This window comes from Cytobacillus oceanisediminis 2691 (assembly GCF_000294775.2).
In the GTDB taxonomy this organism is placed as follows: Bacteria; Bacillota; Bacilli; order Bacillales; family Cytobacillaceae; genus Cytobacillus; species Cytobacillus pseudoceanisediminis.
In genome coordinates, this window is the sequence record NZ_CP015507.1 from 167,682 (window position 1) to 184,379 (window position 16,698).

General features: G+C 35.1%; 16 protein-coding genes. 1 reads left to right on the forward strand and 15 read right to left on the reverse strand.

All coding sequences use genetic code 11. The features are described 5' to 3' along the window. Nucleotides 1-3: 3 nt before the first annotated feature. Entirely contained in the window at nt 4-753 is a 750-nt protein-coding gene (locus tag A361_RS27975) for a PIG-L deacetylase family protein (protein WP_019380874.1), read from the reverse strand. Between the two features lie 197 nt (nt 754-950). Between A361_RS27975 and A361_RS27980 the strand changes: the two genes are divergently transcribed. Beyond that, nucleotides 951-1,868 carry a plastocyanin/azurin family copper-binding protein gene (locus A361_RS27980; RefSeq protein ID WP_019380873.1) on the forward strand — a complete coding sequence of 306 codons (918 nt, stop codon included), beginning with the start codon at nt 951-953 and terminating at the stop codon, nt 1,866-1,868. Between the two features lie 246 nt (nt 1,869-2,114). Here A361_RS27980 and A361_RS27985 read toward each other — a convergent pair whose 3' ends face one another. The 14 genes from A361_RS27985 to A361_RS28050 form a co-directional block, all read right to left on the reverse strand. Beyond that, nucleotides 2,115-2,849, reverse strand: coding sequence for a sulfite exporter TauE/SafE family protein (locus A361_RS27985; protein ID WP_019380872.1), 735 nt, complete (start codon nt 2,847-2,849; stop codon nt 2,115-2,117). 334 nt (nt 2,850-3,183) lie between these two features. Continuing rightward, nucleotides 3,184-4,344: a stage II sporulation protein P gene (gene spoIIP, locus A361_RS27990; protein ID WP_019380871.1), complete on the reverse strand. Its 1,161-nt coding sequence runs from the start codon at nt 4,342-4,344 to the stop codon at nt 3,184-3,186. 192 nt (nt 4,345-4,536) lie between these two features. Further along, on the reverse strand, nt 4,537-4,866 hold the full coding sequence (locus tag A361_RS27995) for a four-helix bundle copper-binding protein (RefSeq protein WP_019380870.1): 330 nt from the start codon (nt 4,864-4,866) through the stop codon (nt 4,537-4,539). 115 nt (nt 4,867-4,981) lie between these two features. Next, nucleotides 4,982-5,602, reverse strand: a complete 621-nt coding sequence (locus A361_RS28000) for a class I SAM-dependent methyltransferase (protein WP_019380869.1) — start codon at nt 5,600-5,602, stop codon at nt 4,982-4,984. Nucleotides 5,603-5,901: 299 nt separating this feature from the next. Next, entirely contained in the window at nt 5,902-6,387 is a 486-nt protein-coding gene (locus tag A361_RS28005) for a YdhK family protein (protein ID WP_019380868.1), read from the reverse strand. A gap of 140 nt (nt 6,388-6,527) precedes the next feature. Next, on the reverse strand, nt 6,528-6,776 hold the full coding sequence (locus A361_RS28010; RefSeq protein WP_019380867.1) for a hypothetical protein: 249 nt from the start codon (nt 6,774-6,776) through the stop codon (nt 6,528-6,530). A gap of 268 nt (nt 6,777-7,044) precedes the next feature. Beyond that, nucleotides 7,045-8,019 carry a metal ABC transporter substrate-binding protein gene (locus A361_RS28015; protein WP_019380866.1) on the reverse strand — a complete coding sequence of 325 codons (975 nt, stop codon included), beginning with the start codon at nt 8,017-8,019 and terminating at the stop codon, nt 7,045-7,047. 134 nt (nt 8,020-8,153) lie between these two features. Then, the gene (locus A361_RS28020; protein ID WP_019380865.1) at nt 8,154-10,109 is read right to left on the reverse strand and encodes an LTA synthase family protein; all 1,956 of its coding nucleotides are present in this window, start codon (nt 10,107-10,109) and stop codon (nt 8,154-8,156) included. Between the two features lie 45 nt (nt 10,110-10,154). Then, nucleotides 10,155-10,949 (reverse strand): C39 family peptidase, encoded by a 795-nt coding sequence (locus A361_RS28025; protein ID WP_033196533.1) that lies wholly within the window; start codon nt 10,947-10,949, stop codon nt 10,155-10,157. A 53-nt stretch (nt 10,950-11,002) separates the two neighbouring features. Continuing rightward, nucleotides 11,003-11,635 (reverse strand): ferric reductase-like transmembrane domain-containing protein, encoded by a 633-nt coding sequence (locus tag A361_RS28030; RefSeq protein ID WP_236888108.1) that lies wholly within the window; start codon nt 11,633-11,635, stop codon nt 11,003-11,005. 257 nt (nt 11,636-11,892) lie between these two features. Further along, nucleotides 11,893-13,350, reverse strand: coding sequence for a UDP-N-acetylmuramoyl-L-alanyl-D-glutamate--2,6-diaminopimelate ligase (locus tag A361_RS28035; RefSeq protein ID WP_019380862.1), 1,458 nt, complete (start codon nt 13,348-13,350; stop codon nt 11,893-11,895). Nucleotides 13,351-13,693: 343 nt separating this feature from the next. Beyond that, nucleotides 13,694-14,503, reverse strand: a complete 810-nt coding sequence (gene lgt / locus A361_RS28040) for a prolipoprotein diacylglyceryl transferase (RefSeq protein ID WP_019380861.1) — start codon at nt 14,501-14,503, stop codon at nt 13,694-13,696. A gap of 429 nt (nt 14,504-14,932) precedes the next feature. Then, nucleotides 14,933-15,937, reverse strand: a complete 1,005-nt coding sequence (locus A361_RS28045; RefSeq protein ID WP_019380860.1) for an anti sigma factor C-terminal domain-containing protein — start codon at nt 15,935-15,937, stop codon at nt 14,933-14,935. After that, nucleotides 15,930-16,430 carry an RNA polymerase sigma factor gene (locus A361_RS28050; RefSeq protein ID WP_019380859.1) on the reverse strand — a complete coding sequence of 167 codons (501 nt, stop codon included), beginning with the start codon at nt 16,428-16,430 and terminating at the stop codon, nt 15,930-15,932. Before A361_RS28050 ends, A361_RS28045 begins: the two co-directional genes overlap by 8 nt. Nucleotides 16,431-16,698 lie beyond the last annotated feature (268 nt).

Consider the following 16,698-nt stretch of genomic DNA (forward strand, 5'->3'; position numbering starts at 1 on the left):
TATCTATTTGATTAGTTCTTGTAAGTGGAAGTTTCCTTCTCTTCTGTATGCTTCAGCAAGGGCAAAATGCCCATGAGTTGCCAGACCATGATAAACATGAACAGCTTTGTCTAACACTCTATGCATTGCTCTTCCTTTTTCTTGATGGTTTTTTAATTGGGAATAACCAGGTGATAAAATTTCTACTGTTTTGGAATCAAGAATATCATCAAAATGCATACCGCTAAATTCCATTTGACTTTCAAGCATGTCCATTGCCTTTTCTTTTTTCTCCCAAACTTGAGAAATATCAACGACAGTATTTGGGTGATGAGGTGTCATGTAGTAGATGGTCGGAATGGGGTGTGGGGATAAACCGGGAGTTTCTTCTAATGCGAAATCTCTGCTTGCAAGTGCAATAGATTCAAGCAAAAGGGTCATAGCTGGTCTACGGTCAGGATCTAAATCATGGAAGGAATGCTCTGGATCTTGGGTGATAATAATATCTGGCTTAACTTCACGTATCAACTTAATCAACTTAATTTTGGACTCCTTACTTAAATCCACAGTCCCATATTCAAAATTCAAGAAAGAAATCTTGACCCCCAATATCTCTGCAGCATTTCTAACTTGGGGCTGGCTTGTTTCCCTGCAAAGCATAATGCTAGCATATGACTCTCCCCCATTTAAAACATTTTTAGCTAATGCTCCACCGCATTCAACTACTTCCATACCATAAACACCAAGAAATAAAATTTTTTTACCTTTTGACATTACCTTACCTCCTTTTAATGTTCAGTACAGTACCCCGCTATCGTATATTGGGTATTAAAAACTATAATAATACTGAATTATCATTTTGTAAATAGAGAATTTTTAGAAAATTATTTATTTTTAGTATTCGGATATTTTTTGGCATGGCTTGTTTACTGTTTACATATCATGTAGCAAATAAAGAGGAGTTGATAATTTTGGGAATATACCAGTTATTTGTTCTAACAACAATAGCTTCTTCGGCTATCGCAGCCATTATTCTATCCATAAAATTCAGACACAAATTATCAAAAATGCAAGCAATGGTTATCACAATGGCAATGGGAATGAATATAGGTTTAACAGCCGGAGTCTTGTTTGGAACATATTATCAAGGAGATTTGTATACTTCTACATTGGTTTCTGCTGGAATTGGGGTTATTGCAGGATCAGCTAGCGGAATAGCATTTGGTATCCTTCCTTCATTAGAAGGGTTTATGTCAGGTTTAATGGGGGGAATGATGGGAGCCATGCTTGGTGAAATGGTTTCCCAGAATCAAGCTTTCACCATGTTAAATATTTTACTCACTCTGACAACAAGTTCACTATTACTATATAATATCCTATCAGCAAAGAGCTCTATTGATGAAAAAAAATGGTTTTTAAAGCCTGTTTTAACTTTTGTCCTTCTTTTTTCCATTCTTTACTTTGGAAATCAGCTAGATAAAAGCAAAGCCTTCTCTAACTTTAGCTCTTCACAGGCTGGGCAGGATCATAGTGAGCATGGAAATACTAAAAACTTGAATGCTAATGAAATCGTTTTAACTGTTCATCCTTCAAAGTTTTCCTATGACCCTTCAGAAATAACGCTTAAAAAAGATAAGGAAGCTTCTCTTATATTAAAAAATCTTGATAATACGGATCATGACATTGAAATAAAGGAAATAGCTATTAAGACTGAAAACAATCAACATGGTAACCATGGCACTGCGCAGGCTGATTTTCATCTCCATGCATCTGGAAAAAGTGAAGCCACTCTGACATTTACACCTCTTAAGTCTGGGGTATTTGAATTCTATTGTTCTATTCCTGGTCATAAAGAAAATGGTATGATAGGTACAATTACAGTAAATTGAGAAAGGCCATCCCTTCTGCATTGCAGAGGGATGGCTTTTCTTTTACCATTTTCAAATTAGAATGTTCAATTTACTTTTACATTATGATATCATTCATTTTTGGAATTGCTCTTTATCTGCATCTCGATAATTTTTGTGCTTTTTTATGTACACAACCAATAAAACCACACATGTATATTCATCTGCAACATTCTCAAAATGCACAAAAATTTACTATTAAAGCATTAAATTTCCTCGACAATTCTATTAAAGACTCCAGTACGTAATGGTATCAAGTACCCCAATTATAAGCATTATGATACCTGTAATTTTTTGAACAATAGCCCCTATTCTTCTCCCCTTTTTCAAAAACTTCCCTCCTAGCTCTAGATACCAAATCAGAAATACAGAAATAATTAGAGGAAGAGAAGTCCCTATTGCAAAGATTGGAGGCAATATCATCCCATAATTTACTGAGAGTGCCATTGGCATCAGAGTGACAAAGAATAACACAAACATTGTAGGACAAAAACCAAGGCTAAAACTAACTCCCATAAAGAAGGCTCCAAATCTCCCTTCCTTTTGAAAGCTCTTAAAAAAATCCCCTAGTGATATTGATTTCCTGAATTTAATGAACCCCAGTAAGAATAAACCGATCAAAATAAACATTGGTCCAATAATTCTCCTTATCCAAGGAAAATAAACGGTCAAAGAAGTCTTAATTTCACTGCCGAATATCCAAACTAATAAACCAAAACCAGAAAATACAGCTATTTTACCCAACGTAAAATACAAAACTTCTTTCCAAGCGATATTTTTTTGTATAGACCTGCTTCCATATAATGTAATGGCCCCCAAATTCCCGGTGAATTGACAGGGTGCCAATGCCCCTACAAGTCCCAATATAAAAGCTGATATTATGGGAATGTCTTTAGTGCTCAAACCAATATTAATTAAAGGCTGGCTAAAAAAGTTGCTTATTATGCTGAAAAATTCATACATTTTTAATACCCCTATTCTTGTATGACAATGCCAAATCCATTTGCTGAAAAAAATGAAAATCCTATTTTGTTCACTCATTATTCATAACATTTAATTATGAAGATTTTATGAAGAAACACAATATTTAAGGTATTTATAGAAAAAGGAAAAGTAACCTCCTGTGTCTTTAAACGAATTTTATTTTTTACTAATAGAGTGGGGGGTTATGTGTTGAAAAAAATATCGTAATATAATTAAAAAAGCCGATCTTTGAATGTTCAAAAATCAGCTTCAATCTTTCTAAAAGAAATGTGTAGATGAAAAAATGCAGCCTATCAGCAGTTAAGGATATAAATCATCCTTCATTTCCGCTTACTTCCTCAGCGTCCCAATAATATTCACTGAAAATCTCCGCAAACGCTTCAATAGAATGATCAAGTTCAGTGTTGTTATTTTCTACTCCCCCAAACTCAAGCAGCATGGACTGGCTGGAAAGGTCTTGGTTATAAACTCCGTTCCCATCGTCTTTTGTTTTAATAAATACACCTCTGCTAATCCCTGGATACTTTTCTTCTAGTTTTTTGTTTAATTCTTTAGCTAATGCAAGGTTCCTTTCGTAGTTTATATTTTCCTTCCCGACTATAAAAAATAATCTTGCAAATGGCTTACCGTTTATCATAGTAGTTGTTAGTTTCTTTGGCTGGGAGTCTCTGTGAATATCAATAAGATAATTAATGGAAGAGTTTTGGGCCATTACCTCTTTTACTGTTTCTCTTGATAGAGCATAAGAATAATTATAATTCCAATTTTTCTTTTTCAATTCTTCTGTAACATTAGATGTACTATGATTTGCTCCTATCCCTCGTTTCATTAACTCTTCTTTCAGCTTTTTACCCACGGCTATAATATTTTTACTTTCATTTAAACTTACAGCTTCATTAGCCGTTTTTTTTCCGGGAAGTAAAGGCAAAAAGGCCTCCCAGCTGTGTGAATGATAAATATACGCAACATCTTTTCCGGTTTTAGGGATTGGTGAAGCTCCCTTTTCTTCTGTACCTTTTGGTTGATCTTGGTCTTTTTCTGCCTGCTCTTTCTCTTTCAACAGCATCTCCAACGGTGGAGCTGATTCAATAGGCAACGTGGTAAGGTCTGTTCCGAGACCTGCAATGGCAATTTCGGTGTTAAAAGTAGAGAATCCAGGTATTTCTCTGCCAAGAAAAGTCCGAATGTCTTCTGGCCAAATATTTGTAAAGGTGTGAAATACAACTTGGGAAATGGAGGGCTCTTCTTCTTCCTTAATACTTGATTTTAGCGGACCTATTTCAGTAGACATTAGCCTTAGAAAGAAATTAGTATGCACTTTTTCACTAGTAGCTGTTATTATGGAAGAATTTAATCTTTCTTTTAAATCAAGAAAGTTTATAAAAAATGAAATACTAAAAATCAAGAAAAATAGAGATAAATAAATCCAGTGAACTCGTATAAACAAAATAGATGTATTCTTCCTTTCTTTCATTTGTACCCCTCCGTTCTATTTATTCTGTTTTCTACTCAGAATATATGAACAGAAGAAGGATAATAGAATAGAATCTAGGAAGAACTTTTAGATCTAATAGAGTTTGTATTTTTTCACTGTGATGAGCGGGCTTTTCATTTTGATTTCAATTCATACAAACAAAAACAGGCACCTCAGGTGCCTGTTTATTGCTTATTGTACCATTTGACGGCAAGCATCTGCGCATTTAAAGCAAGCATCTGCACATTTTTGACAATGTTCATGTTGATGTTTCTTGCATTCGTTTCCACATGCTTCACAAATTTCGGCACATAATTGACATATCTGTTTTATAAAGGGGCTATTGGATTGCATCGATTTTGTAGCAAAAGCACAAATATCTGCACAATCACGATCCATCCGGATACAGTCTACCATCATTTTCAAATCATCCTCGCGAAGGCATGCATCATAACAAATATTGCAGGCCTCTATACATTCAAGACATGCCTGAATGCATTGTTCATAGGTTTGGCTATACATAGGATCATCCTTTCCAATATTCTAATTCATTAAATAGATTCCCCCTACTTTAAGAAAATAAACTGCATAAAAAATGCATAATTTTGCATAGCCTCATTCAACAAAGTACTTGTATTTAATTATTTGGCCCTAAAGTAAGTTTTCGGACAACCGTACCCATTAATGGAATATTATCTACTATAACTAGTCCTGATTGATCTATATTATGTAGTGTATCCCGGTTAATATTGGCTCCCCAAAGCCTAACTGTTAATGGATTAAGCGCGTCCATTAACACTCCTGCAAGAGGGTTGCTGCTTCTCATATGCTCAATCATAAAAATCTCTCCTTCAGGCTTACATACTCTTTTAAGTTCCTTTAACCCTTTTACCGGATCAGGAACAGAGCAAAACACACAGGTTGAAACGATAGAGTCGAAAGTATTGTCAGGGAATGGAAGGACCTGGATATCAGCATTCATCAAATTCACTTTAAAATCTACTTGTAATTTTTTTTTCTTCTTCCTTGCTAAGTTGAGCATTCCTTCACTAAAATCTACGCCAGTTAAGGAATTAATATCTTTTGGATAATATTTAAGGTTTATTCCTGTTCCGATCCCTACCTCCAGAATGTCTCCTCTGACATTGGCCAATAGACTATTTCTCCATTCATCCTTAATCATCTTATCCATCCAGTCATAGAGAAGAGAAATTCTGTCATATCTTTGTATGATCACTTCATTTCTTGAAATATCCATTTCTTCTCACCTATCTTTTTGAGATTAGTTTCTCAAAAAAGTATGGATTTTTAATGGATTTGAAGTCTCCATTGTAGCAGGAAATGATTAGGGGGTTTTCGGGTTATAAAAACGGTTGATCTCCTTACAAAGATGAGGAGTCTGCCTGTACTTTGTGATCCTCAAAGAATTATTTGTAAACCGATAGATATCCTTTTTAAAGAATTCACTATTATCTCTATTAAAAAAGCCGAATATATACAAGAGAAAAGGCTTGTATACATTGGCTTTGCTAATATGCTTTAAATATCTAATAACTTCTACTCAATTGGTGCTAGTTCACTTTCAATGATCCATTTGTGATTATCTACTTTTTCGCCGGTTGTGGTAGTAAAGTCAAGCATATAGACATTAGTTTCGGCCGCTGATTCAATGACCGCTTTTGCTCCGTCCATACCTTCCATATGATCTGCAATAAGGGTAACTTCTGTACCAGGTTTAAGAGACTCTTCCCCAGCGTTTTCAATTTCCTCATGGATGACCCATTTATGATCTTTTACCGGCTCTTCTCCAGTCGTAGGATAATACGTAACAGAGTAAGCAGTAGTCTCATATGCTCCTGCAATGGTTGCTAGCGCACCTTTCATGCCTGGCATATGATCTGCTTCAATTATGGCCTGACTGCCGATTTCAAAAGCTGGATTCTCAGCTTCTTCAAGTTTATCAGGAACGTCACCTGAACTTGACATTGTCTCAGCAAAATGAACTTCAATTGTTTCTTTGATTTCTAAAGCATTAAGGCGCACTTCATTAAGCAGTCCTTCGATCTCTTCCGAGGAAACATTTGGTTTGTCTGTATTTTTAGTTATGGCCTCTAAATGCTTTTCCGTAGCGTTTAAACGATTAAGTAGATCGTCAATTTCTTCTTTATATTCCTTGTATCTCTCTACCTCTTCAGCAGATAAAGGGGTTCTTCAAGGGATGCTCTAATTCCCTTTATCTTAACGATAATAGCATTCACTTTTTTGTCTATTTTAGCTAGATTTTTCTCAAAGTTCGATTCAGCTTTAACTTGTGCACTGTTTTGCATTTTGACTCCCATATTGTGGGCATCTGCAGAAACTCCCCCAGCTGAAAAAACGATTCCGAGCGATGCCAAACCTAATCCTGATATTTTTAAAATTTTGTTGGTCATTGTCTTCCTCCTTTAAATTATTTGACATGGGTATATACCTCCTAAAGGGTTATTAAAACATTTGGTTTCCCAAACCAAATTAAGAGAAGCTGCAATGTTACATTATTATTTACTATTTGGTTACTAAGACTCCACAATTATTGACTTAACAAAGAGAAAGCAGCCTAAATCACTATGCGATTTAGGCTGCAAATTAATACATGTTTTTATCCATTACAAAAATGGAACTAATTAGAAAGGGCTTTATTCAAAGCTGGTTTGATATCCTTTACTTATTATTTAATGCTTGTTTTAAGGTTTCAATATTTTTATTCATTAAGCTTATATAGTCTTCATTATTTTGAATATCTTCTTCTGTTAATGATTCTAAATTATGAAGAGTCAGAGTTTCTGCACCGAGTTCTCTTTTTATCACCTCAGCAACCCGATTCTCGACATTTTGCTCGAATAGGATATAATTTAATTCAGCATTTTCAGCGGTCTTAATGATTTCTTCGAGCTTTTTTTGAGAAGGTTCAGCACTAGGAGAAAGGCCGCTAATTCCTATTTGCTTTAAGCCATATGCATCTTCCCAATAACCGTATGCAGAATGGGCGACGATGAAGGTTTTATTTTGTGATTCGTTGACCATGCTTTCAAAGTTAGAATCTACTGTTTCTAAGTTATTTTTGAGAGCCTGGAAGTTCTTTTCAAAGTAATCTTGCTGGCTAGGATCAATTTTGATTAATGCATTCTTTATATTTCCCGCAAGCTGCACGGACCTGCCTGGGTCAAGCCAAACATGAGGATCAACATCATCTCCTTCTTCACCAGCATGCTCCTCATTATTTTCCTCTTCATGTTGTGCATCTTCAGAGGATTCTGAAGCACCAATTAAAGGAATTCCTTCTGATGCTTTTACAATGGCTGTATCTTCATTTTTCACGGCATTAATGACCGCATCGGCAAACCCTTCTATTCCGGTTCCTAAATAGATAAATGCATCCCCCTCTGCTATTTTGACCATGGTTTTAGTTGTAGGTTCAAAGGAATGAGCATCCGATCCTGCAGGAACAATATTTTCCACTTGTACTAACTCCCCTCCAATTTTTTCAACAAAATCCTTGAGCGGAAAAATTGTTGTGTAAATTTTTATCTTCTCATCATCTGTTTGAATGTTTTTGTCCTCTTGAGTTGCTTTACTGCATCCCCCAAGGACTAAAATGCCGATGGCAAACAGTATTAGCCAAATTAATTTATACAAAGTGCTTCCTCCTATGATGTTAAATAGTAACCGTTACGATTTGTATTCTATAAAAAAGTAACTAAAAAGACAATATACCTTCTAAAATATGCAGAAAATATGAATAAAAAAGGGGGGGCATCCCCCCCTGAATTCTATTTCTGCTCCTGAGTCCAATCTTCATTGTAATGCTCGGCTTTTGTATAATCCAATTTTGTTTTATCTGGAGTTTTAATACCGCTAAGTTTGTGGAAACGAAGCAAATCTCCATATACCACCTTATCAGATAACTCTAATTCGTTTTTAACAATCTCTGAGTATTTTTGATATGGTGTCGCATCCTCTACAATTTGCCCTGTATCGTTCTCATAAATTTTACCTTTAACGGATGTCACTTTATCCGTAATGTAATCGCCATTTCTAAATGCGACTATTTCATCTCTATTTTTAGATAATAAGTCTGTTCCAAAGGCAACCTGATGTGTTGTGTCAACACCGAGTAAATTTAATACTGTTGGCCGCACATCAACTTCTCCCCCATATGTTTCATTAACAAAACCCTTCAGGCCTGGAGCGTATATAAATAGAGGCACTCTCTGAAGTTGAGCTTGTTCAAAGTTATTTATGTCCCTGTTTAAAACATTCGACATTGCTTTTTTGCGGTTTTCAGAAATTCCATAATGATCTCCGTACATTACAACCATTGTGTTTTTATCAAGACCAGAAATCTTTAGATCTTCAAAAAACTGCTTTAGTGCTTCATCTAAATATCGGGCCGTCTGGAAATAACCATCAACTGTTTCATCACCAGTTTGTGCAGGGGCTATCGACTGATCTTCTTCGTCAATCAGATATGGAAAATGATTAGAAAGCGTAATTAATTTGGTGTAAAACGGCTGAGGAATGGATTGTAAATAAGGAATTGTTTCTTTAAAAAACGGTTTATCTTCTAGACCGTAGTTAATAACATTTTCCTCTCGCATATTATAATAAGTGGCATCATAAAACATATCGTATCCTAAAGACTTGTACATTTCTTCCCGGTTCCAAAACGACTTGTAGTTTCCATGGAAAACAGCAGAATAGTAGCCCTTGTCTTTTAAGATAGCCGGTAATCCCTGAAACGTATTTTGTGCTTTAGTCGTAAATACAGAACCTTGAGGAAGGGGATACAAAGAATTTTCCATTAGGAACTCGGCGTCAGACGTTTTGCCCTGTGCTGTTTGATGAAAGAAATTCGGAAAATAGATTGTATTCGGATCTTTTGCCAATGAATTTAAGAATGGCGTAACCTCTTCTCCATGAAGCTTATATCCGATAAGAAAGTTCTGAAAAGATTCCATCGAAATGTAAATGACATTCATCCCTTTGGCTGCACCAAAATAATCCGGATTTTTCTCTGTATTCTTTGATAATGTGTAATTTTCAACTGTTGTAATATCACTGCTGTCAGCCATAACTCTTTGGGCAGAAGACCTAGCGTTTTGGACAATATCATATATGGCAAAGTTAAATGCTCCAAGATACTTTACAAGGTAATTCCTATCAAAACTTCTAGTCAGCAATTGTGGCCTATCCGCTTCAGCAAGCCCAACATTTATTCCAAGTATCAATAGCCCCACTAAATATAACTTACCTAAAGATCTTCTCGGTAATCTGTCAGGCATTTTCAGTCTCTTTGAAAGAATAAGGGCAAACAACAAAATGGTATCAGAGAAATAGAATATATCTGTTGGCTCTAAAAGAGCAACTGCACTCCCTCCAACTTTTCCAAAATTTTGTGTCTGAAAAAGAACCGGAATTGTAATAAAGTCGTTAAAGAATCGATAATAAGCAACATTAGCATATAAGAAGAAAGTTAGCACAAAATTGATGGCCAGGAGCATCCAATGCTGTTTTCTTCCTTTAAATAATAGAGCAATTCCCAGGAATAATAATGCTGAACTAACGGGGTTGAGCACTAGTAGAAACTGTTGCATCCCATTATTTACTCCAAGATTAAATTCGGTTTTATAAATTAGATATGTTTTTATCCAGAAGAGTAAAACTGCAAAATAAAATAGGCATAGCCTCTTGTTTAATAGTGATTTTACAAGATTAACACCATTCATATTAACACTCCTAACATTAAAAAATTTTTTCGTAGTTTAATATATTCATTTTAAAACTCTTTTAGGAATGAAGGTCACTGCCTGACTCCCCATTTGCTTCCAGGCTTTAAGAAAGTCTTCTTTGTTCATAGACTTATTTTTCATCCCCGTTATAGGGTCGTTAAAAAATATATTTTTTTCATCATATCCAGTTATCAGGACCGAGTGTTCTTTATAGGTAATATCTATTTCTCCAGCAGGTGTTTTCCATTTTTCAAATGCTGTTTTGGGCAATTCCCTATAAGTTGTATTTGTTATAATCCAGACTGGAGTGTCCAATGAAAGAAAAATCATAAGCTCGGAAAACTCTCTTCCTGTTAAATCAATAATTTGTCCAGGCATATACTTTTCAGCTAATTCCTTTATTGGTTTATGGTATACTCCTAATCCGGGATTATCATATGAATACATATCCCCAATAAAGCCATCATTTGGATGTCCCCAAAAAATATGGCCTCCTTCTTTCTTTAGAGGAACAGCATTCTTTTTAATTTCTTTTGCAAGAGTCATTTTATCAGTGTCAATGCCACTGTATTGCAGCAGCATTGCAAGGCTTGTCACCTCGCATCCTCTTGGAAGTTCGGGAAACTGCTTAATTACAGGCGCATCAAGAAGAACTTGATCTTTTATCTTTACAATTTTATTTGTATAATCATGCACCTCGCCAAGATCGCTGTAAACTTCTTTAGGAGCCTCTGAAACTAGCAAATTCAATAGTTTTGTGAGCTCTTCTTTCCCTAATATGAGAATTAACATAAGAGTTGCTGCAGCCAAACTGTTTAAAATTAAAAATAATTTCATCTTTATTTCCTCAGTTGTATTTTTCTCAAAATTCCGCATTCAAAACGACAGCCCTACTGTCTTCTTTTTTTGCTTTTAAATACCGTTTTAAAAAATCCAATCCACTGAATCACGAAAGCAACTGTCAACAGTCCGAGAAAAGGCTTTTGCACCCAATTGTAACTGCCTAATCTAAAAAAGAAGAGAAAGAATGCCGTGTGTAATACAACTAAAATATATAGAGTTCCGCTTTTTTGCTGCAGGTAGCCCCATCCCCTTTTGCCCAGTAATTCTATTGCTTTTTTATTTGAGATCAAAGCTAGTAAAAACAAATATAAAAGACCTATAGAACCTAACAGGTTTGCAAGAGTAAAGCCGGGATCAAATGTAAGCTGGCCTGTTTCTTGATTAACGCCAATTATTAATCTAATTGGTTCCCAGTAAAACCACCCTTGGAAAAGTACATATACATGCATTAGAGCCAAAATGGAGCACCAAATCCCAAGCTCTCTTCTCCAAGATAAAAAGCGTACAAAGAGGTTACTTAGCCGGCTCAAAGGCCCAATCATAATGGTTATGAAAAGAAAAATGAGCGCTACATCAGCAAATGCCCGGTTCCAAGAGTGCATATCACTCCATTCCGATCTACTTGTTAAGAAAATATATACTAAAAGTATAGTTACCGATCCAATAATTAAATGCCTCATTAGTAACCCCATGGATAACTATCCCTCTTTTCATTTTTCTTTACACTGCTAACAAGGTCATTTCCTTTTAATTGAAATAGGTCGCTGTGATAAAAGATAAAAAATATTATTACACATTAATATCAAGAAAATATGCAGTTAACAATAAAAAAGTACGAAAGTCCATTGTATAAACATGGGCTTTCGTACATTCAGTAAAATTTGATTTTCTCTGAAATAAAATGGTGTTCTTGCTATTTTATCTTGGTAATCTTTATTTAAGCCTTAGATGTATTGTAATACTTTGAAAATAAATATTTAATTGTTCCTGCATCGTTATCGGTGGGAATTTCAAACTCTTGCTCATATGGTTCAGGCCCTTTGCCGGTTATCACTATGTGATCCCCTTTTTCAGAGTTTTTCCACGCATATTCAATAGCCCTTGTCCTATCTATAATCAAGTGGACATTCCTACTTTCAAGATATTTTACTGCTTTTTCCAAATCGGTTACCATTAAATCTTTCGAAACTCCATTTAAATCATCAAACGTTAAAATAATCTCATCGCAATATTTAGCAGAAATGTCGAGCATATCTAGTCGCTTAGTCTTATCTTTGTTCCCTCTAAACCCAAAAATGTGAATAATCCTATTTTGTTTCATGCTTTTAACAGTCTGTAAAAGGTTTTCTAGACCATCAGGAGTATGCGCGTAATCTAAGATAAAATTAGCACCTCGATGTCGAATTTCTTCAAAACGTCCAGGAACACCAGGGAAATTTTCTACGGCATATATGATATTCTGGATTTTTACCCCTGCCCGCAATGTACATAGTATCGCACCAAGTGCGTTTTGTAAGTTATGTTTGCCTGGCATAGGCATTTTGATCTCAAATATTTCATTCGATTCCTTTACTTTTATCTTTGAAATTCCAGCTTCCGTACATAATAACTGAAGGTCGTCGTTTTCCGAATTTCCATAAGAAAAGACAGTTTGTCTATTATTTTTAAGTTGATTCATTAATTTCATTCCCCAGGGACAGGATGAGTTAATGATTGCTTCGCCATTTTTTTTCAGAAGCTTGAATAGTTCTGCTTTTGTATTAAAATAATCATCCATATCTTGATGATAGTCTAAATGATCATGAGTAAGGTTGGTGAAAACCCCATAATTAAATTCCAAACCCTCTACCCTCTTCTGATGGAGACCATGTGATGAAACTTCCATCACCACATTCTTATCCGTGCTCATCCTCAGCATATTATTTAATTCTAGTATATCGGGTGTTGTTGCAGTAGACATAAGCTCGATTCCGTTTACAACATTTGAGACAGTGCTAAAGAGTGAACAGGACTCCTTTGCAGTTTCGAAAATGTGTTTTACCATATAAGCTGTTGTGGTTTTTCCATTTGTTCCTGTAATCCCAATCATGTTATGAATCAATGAAGGATCTCTATATAGTGTTTTTGCAAGTCTCCCAAGAGCTTTCCTTGTATCTTCTACTTTGATGTAAGGAACAGGTAGAGAATAATTGTTTTCTTCACCTATAACAGCGACCGCTCCTTTGGAGATGGCTTCATTTATAAAATTGTGACCATCATGCCTTAATCCTTTGATCGCAACAAAGATATCTCCTTTTTTTACATTTCTTGATTTGAATTGAATTTGAACTACTTCAATATCAGCTACATTTTCATTTGTCCCAGCAATAGATGAAATAAGATTTTTTAGCTTCATTTGATGCCTCCGCTAATTCGAAAATAAAGAAGCTGTCTGATTTCAGACAGCAAATATTTACAGGATAACTCTTAAGCAATATCATTTATCAATTTTCTTCTTTTTTATATTTTTTGTGTTATAACCTCGAGTTCCATTATGTGTATCCTCGGATTTTAACTCTGATAAGGCTAGTAATAAGGAGTACTGTTAAATCTAAAAGGTAATTTTTTTACATACCTCAATTCTACCCATCCACCTTATACATAAACTCCACAAAAACTGCATAATTGGTAGTGTTGTAAGCAATAACAGAATCAAATCTTCACCAACAATGGCTTCTTGTTAGTGCTTTGCTGATTAATTAACCCCCCGCATAGCTATTATTTGTTTTCCCAAACTTTCGTCTAAAAACAATCATAACTGCTGCACCTATAATTAGGCTGAGGGACATAACTTGGGCTATTCTTAAAGATTCTGTTAGCATGAGGCTATCCGTTCTAAGCCCTTCTATAAAAAATCTGCCAATAGAATACCAAATAATGTATGAAAGAAAGACTTCTCCACGTCTTAAAGGAAGTTTCCTAATAACAATCAAAATGACAAAGCCTGCAATATTCCATAGAGACTCATATAAAAATGTAGGATGATAATAGGTACCTTCAATATACATTTGATTGATAATAAAGTCCGGTAAGAAAAGTCCTTCAAGGAAAGAACGGGTAACCTCCCCTCCATGCGCTTCCTGATTCATAAAATTACCCCATCTACCAATTGCCTGGCCAAGAATTAGGCTCGGTGCAGCAATATCAGCAAGTTTCCAAAACGAAACACCTCTTTTTTTGGCAAAAACGATTGCTGTTAATACTGCACCTATTAATGCTCCATGGATAGCAATGCCGCCTTCCCATATCGCAAAAATCTTGCTGGGATTATCAATATAATAATCCCATTTGAATACAACATAATATAATCTGGCACTCAAAATGGATATTGGAATCGCCCACAGTAATAAATCCGCAAAAATATCTTTATCAAGTCCAAGTTTTTTTGATTCTCTTGTCGCAAGAAGCCATCCTAAAAACAACCCTGTTCCAATAATTAGTCCATACCAATAAACTGTAATCGGCCCAAGTTCGAAGGCTATGCGATCAAGCGCCTCAATATTTTCCATAGGTTATCACCTCTTCGTTCCTATTTGTAATTAGCAGTTTAACTGGATAATGTCGAGAAAATATGCAAGAATGATTAATTTTTTTTTAAAATTGTAACCAACAATAATGTAAAGTAATAATAGAAGTTAATTTAATTAAAAAGCTCAAACAAACATAACCCCGTTCTATATATAGGACGAGGTTAAAAATACGGATGTTTAATTTTTGATGTAAGTAACTTTACTACACTAAGAAACATGAAAAAAATTGTCTAAGCTCTTTTAATAATGACTCAGTATTGCTGAAGCGCTATTACATGTCTTACTGAATAATAGCACCCTTTTCTGAAACAACTCGATTGACATTAAACATCTAATTATTTATTTTGTGTTTTGTTTTCCATAGTGGCCCCTCATTCTTTGAATCGTTTCCGTTCCCCTACAATACCATTAATATTTATCGATTGTAGCACCGAGAACAGAGGCACGAATGAAAGAAAGGTCTTGAAAACGTTTAAGCTCTTCAGCTGTTCCCGTCACAACAGCTCCGTTATAACGAATCTTCCCTTCAGTGGAACGGGTGTTTTCCTCAATTCCTTTTAAAGCATCGTTGACTAGACTTTTACGGACTCCTCTTTTCTTTAATTCTTCAAGCGTTCTCATAAAAAACTCTTCATGTTGGTTGGCATAAGGCTCTTGAGGATTAATATCAAATCCAAAAGCTCCACCCCCGCCTTTTGTCTTTACACTATCACTATCTAGTTCATCTTCCATTCTATGCATTTGAGCTTTCGTCGACGTGTCTACCCATAACCAATTCACATTTTTATAACCAAGCTGCTTGGAAACATCAGCTAAGGTCATTGGCTTATCAAAGGAAATTGCTACTTCAATTAACTTATTTTTATCTAAATCAGTAGCAATATCGAGTTCATGAGGTAAATAATCGTATCTCAAACCCGGATAATAAAAATCAATTTTTCGTTCATTATTAAAATTGTTATAGCGTATATGCCGGTGAGCTTCTTTATCAAGTGAAGTAGTATAAACCATACCGCTCCCTTGACTAAGAGTTTCTATCCTGCCGAATAAAGGTATTTTTTTTATTTTCGTATCCCATAATATAGAACGGTCTCCTACGGTCTTAAAAGTACTTTCGTCTACTGTTACACTTAATAGATCATAATTATAAGAGCCACCACCCGATGATAGGTTTGCGCCATAAATGGGGTCCAAAAGAGACTTCTGGTTGTCATCTTCAATACGCTGATTTAGTATGTATTGGCTGCCGCTTATCAGTACATATAATAAGACGATTGTTGTAAAAACAGTAATGCCAATATATTTGAATGTTTGTTTTATCTTGGATCTTTTTACGGCTAACTGTAAGGAAGGCTTGCTCATAAAGTCAATCTCTTTCTCATCCTCTTCTTTTGATATACGTTTATTACTCATCGCTTTCCTCCTTGTAAATCTTCGCTAGTTGTTTTCTAGCCCTAAATAAATTTGTCCTTACTGAATTGATATTTGATCCCAGCAGCTCTGCAATTTCTTTATAGGATAAGCCGGATTGGTACTTTAACAATAATAGTTCTTTAAAGTACGGCTTTAGCTTGGAAATTGCAAACGAAAGATGATTGTTCCGCTCTTTTTCAAGAAAGAACTCTTCTGGCTGATCCGCCGCAACTAATTTTGTAACATTTGCATCTAAATCAAGCTTATATCTCTGTTGTTTTCTGCATTGATCATAATAAAAATTTAATGCTACACGTATTAGCCAACTACGTATTTTTGAAGCTTTAATAGAATCGTAATACAATAAGTATTTGTACGCAGTTTCCTGAACAGCATCCTCAGCATCAGCTTGTGAAATTCCTAATTTACGTAAGTACCTATATACGATGTTAAGCTCTGTATTCAATGCATTATTCTTATTTAACTCATTCATTACTCCCCTCCTGAATACTAGACGTATTCGATTAGAGAAAATATACAGCAGTTAGTAATTAATTTATATATATATATTGGGGTTCAGCAGAGATACGTGTAAAAATAGGTCATATCTTTCTTTTTTTCCAAATTACGCGATATCAAAAATAGCATTAAAGAAACATGAATTGTGATATTCAACCTAAAAAAGTCGAATTCCTGTACGGAAGCAACCGACTTTTTAGATTGGATTATTCAACTAACCAGCTAATAGGAGTCAAGAACTT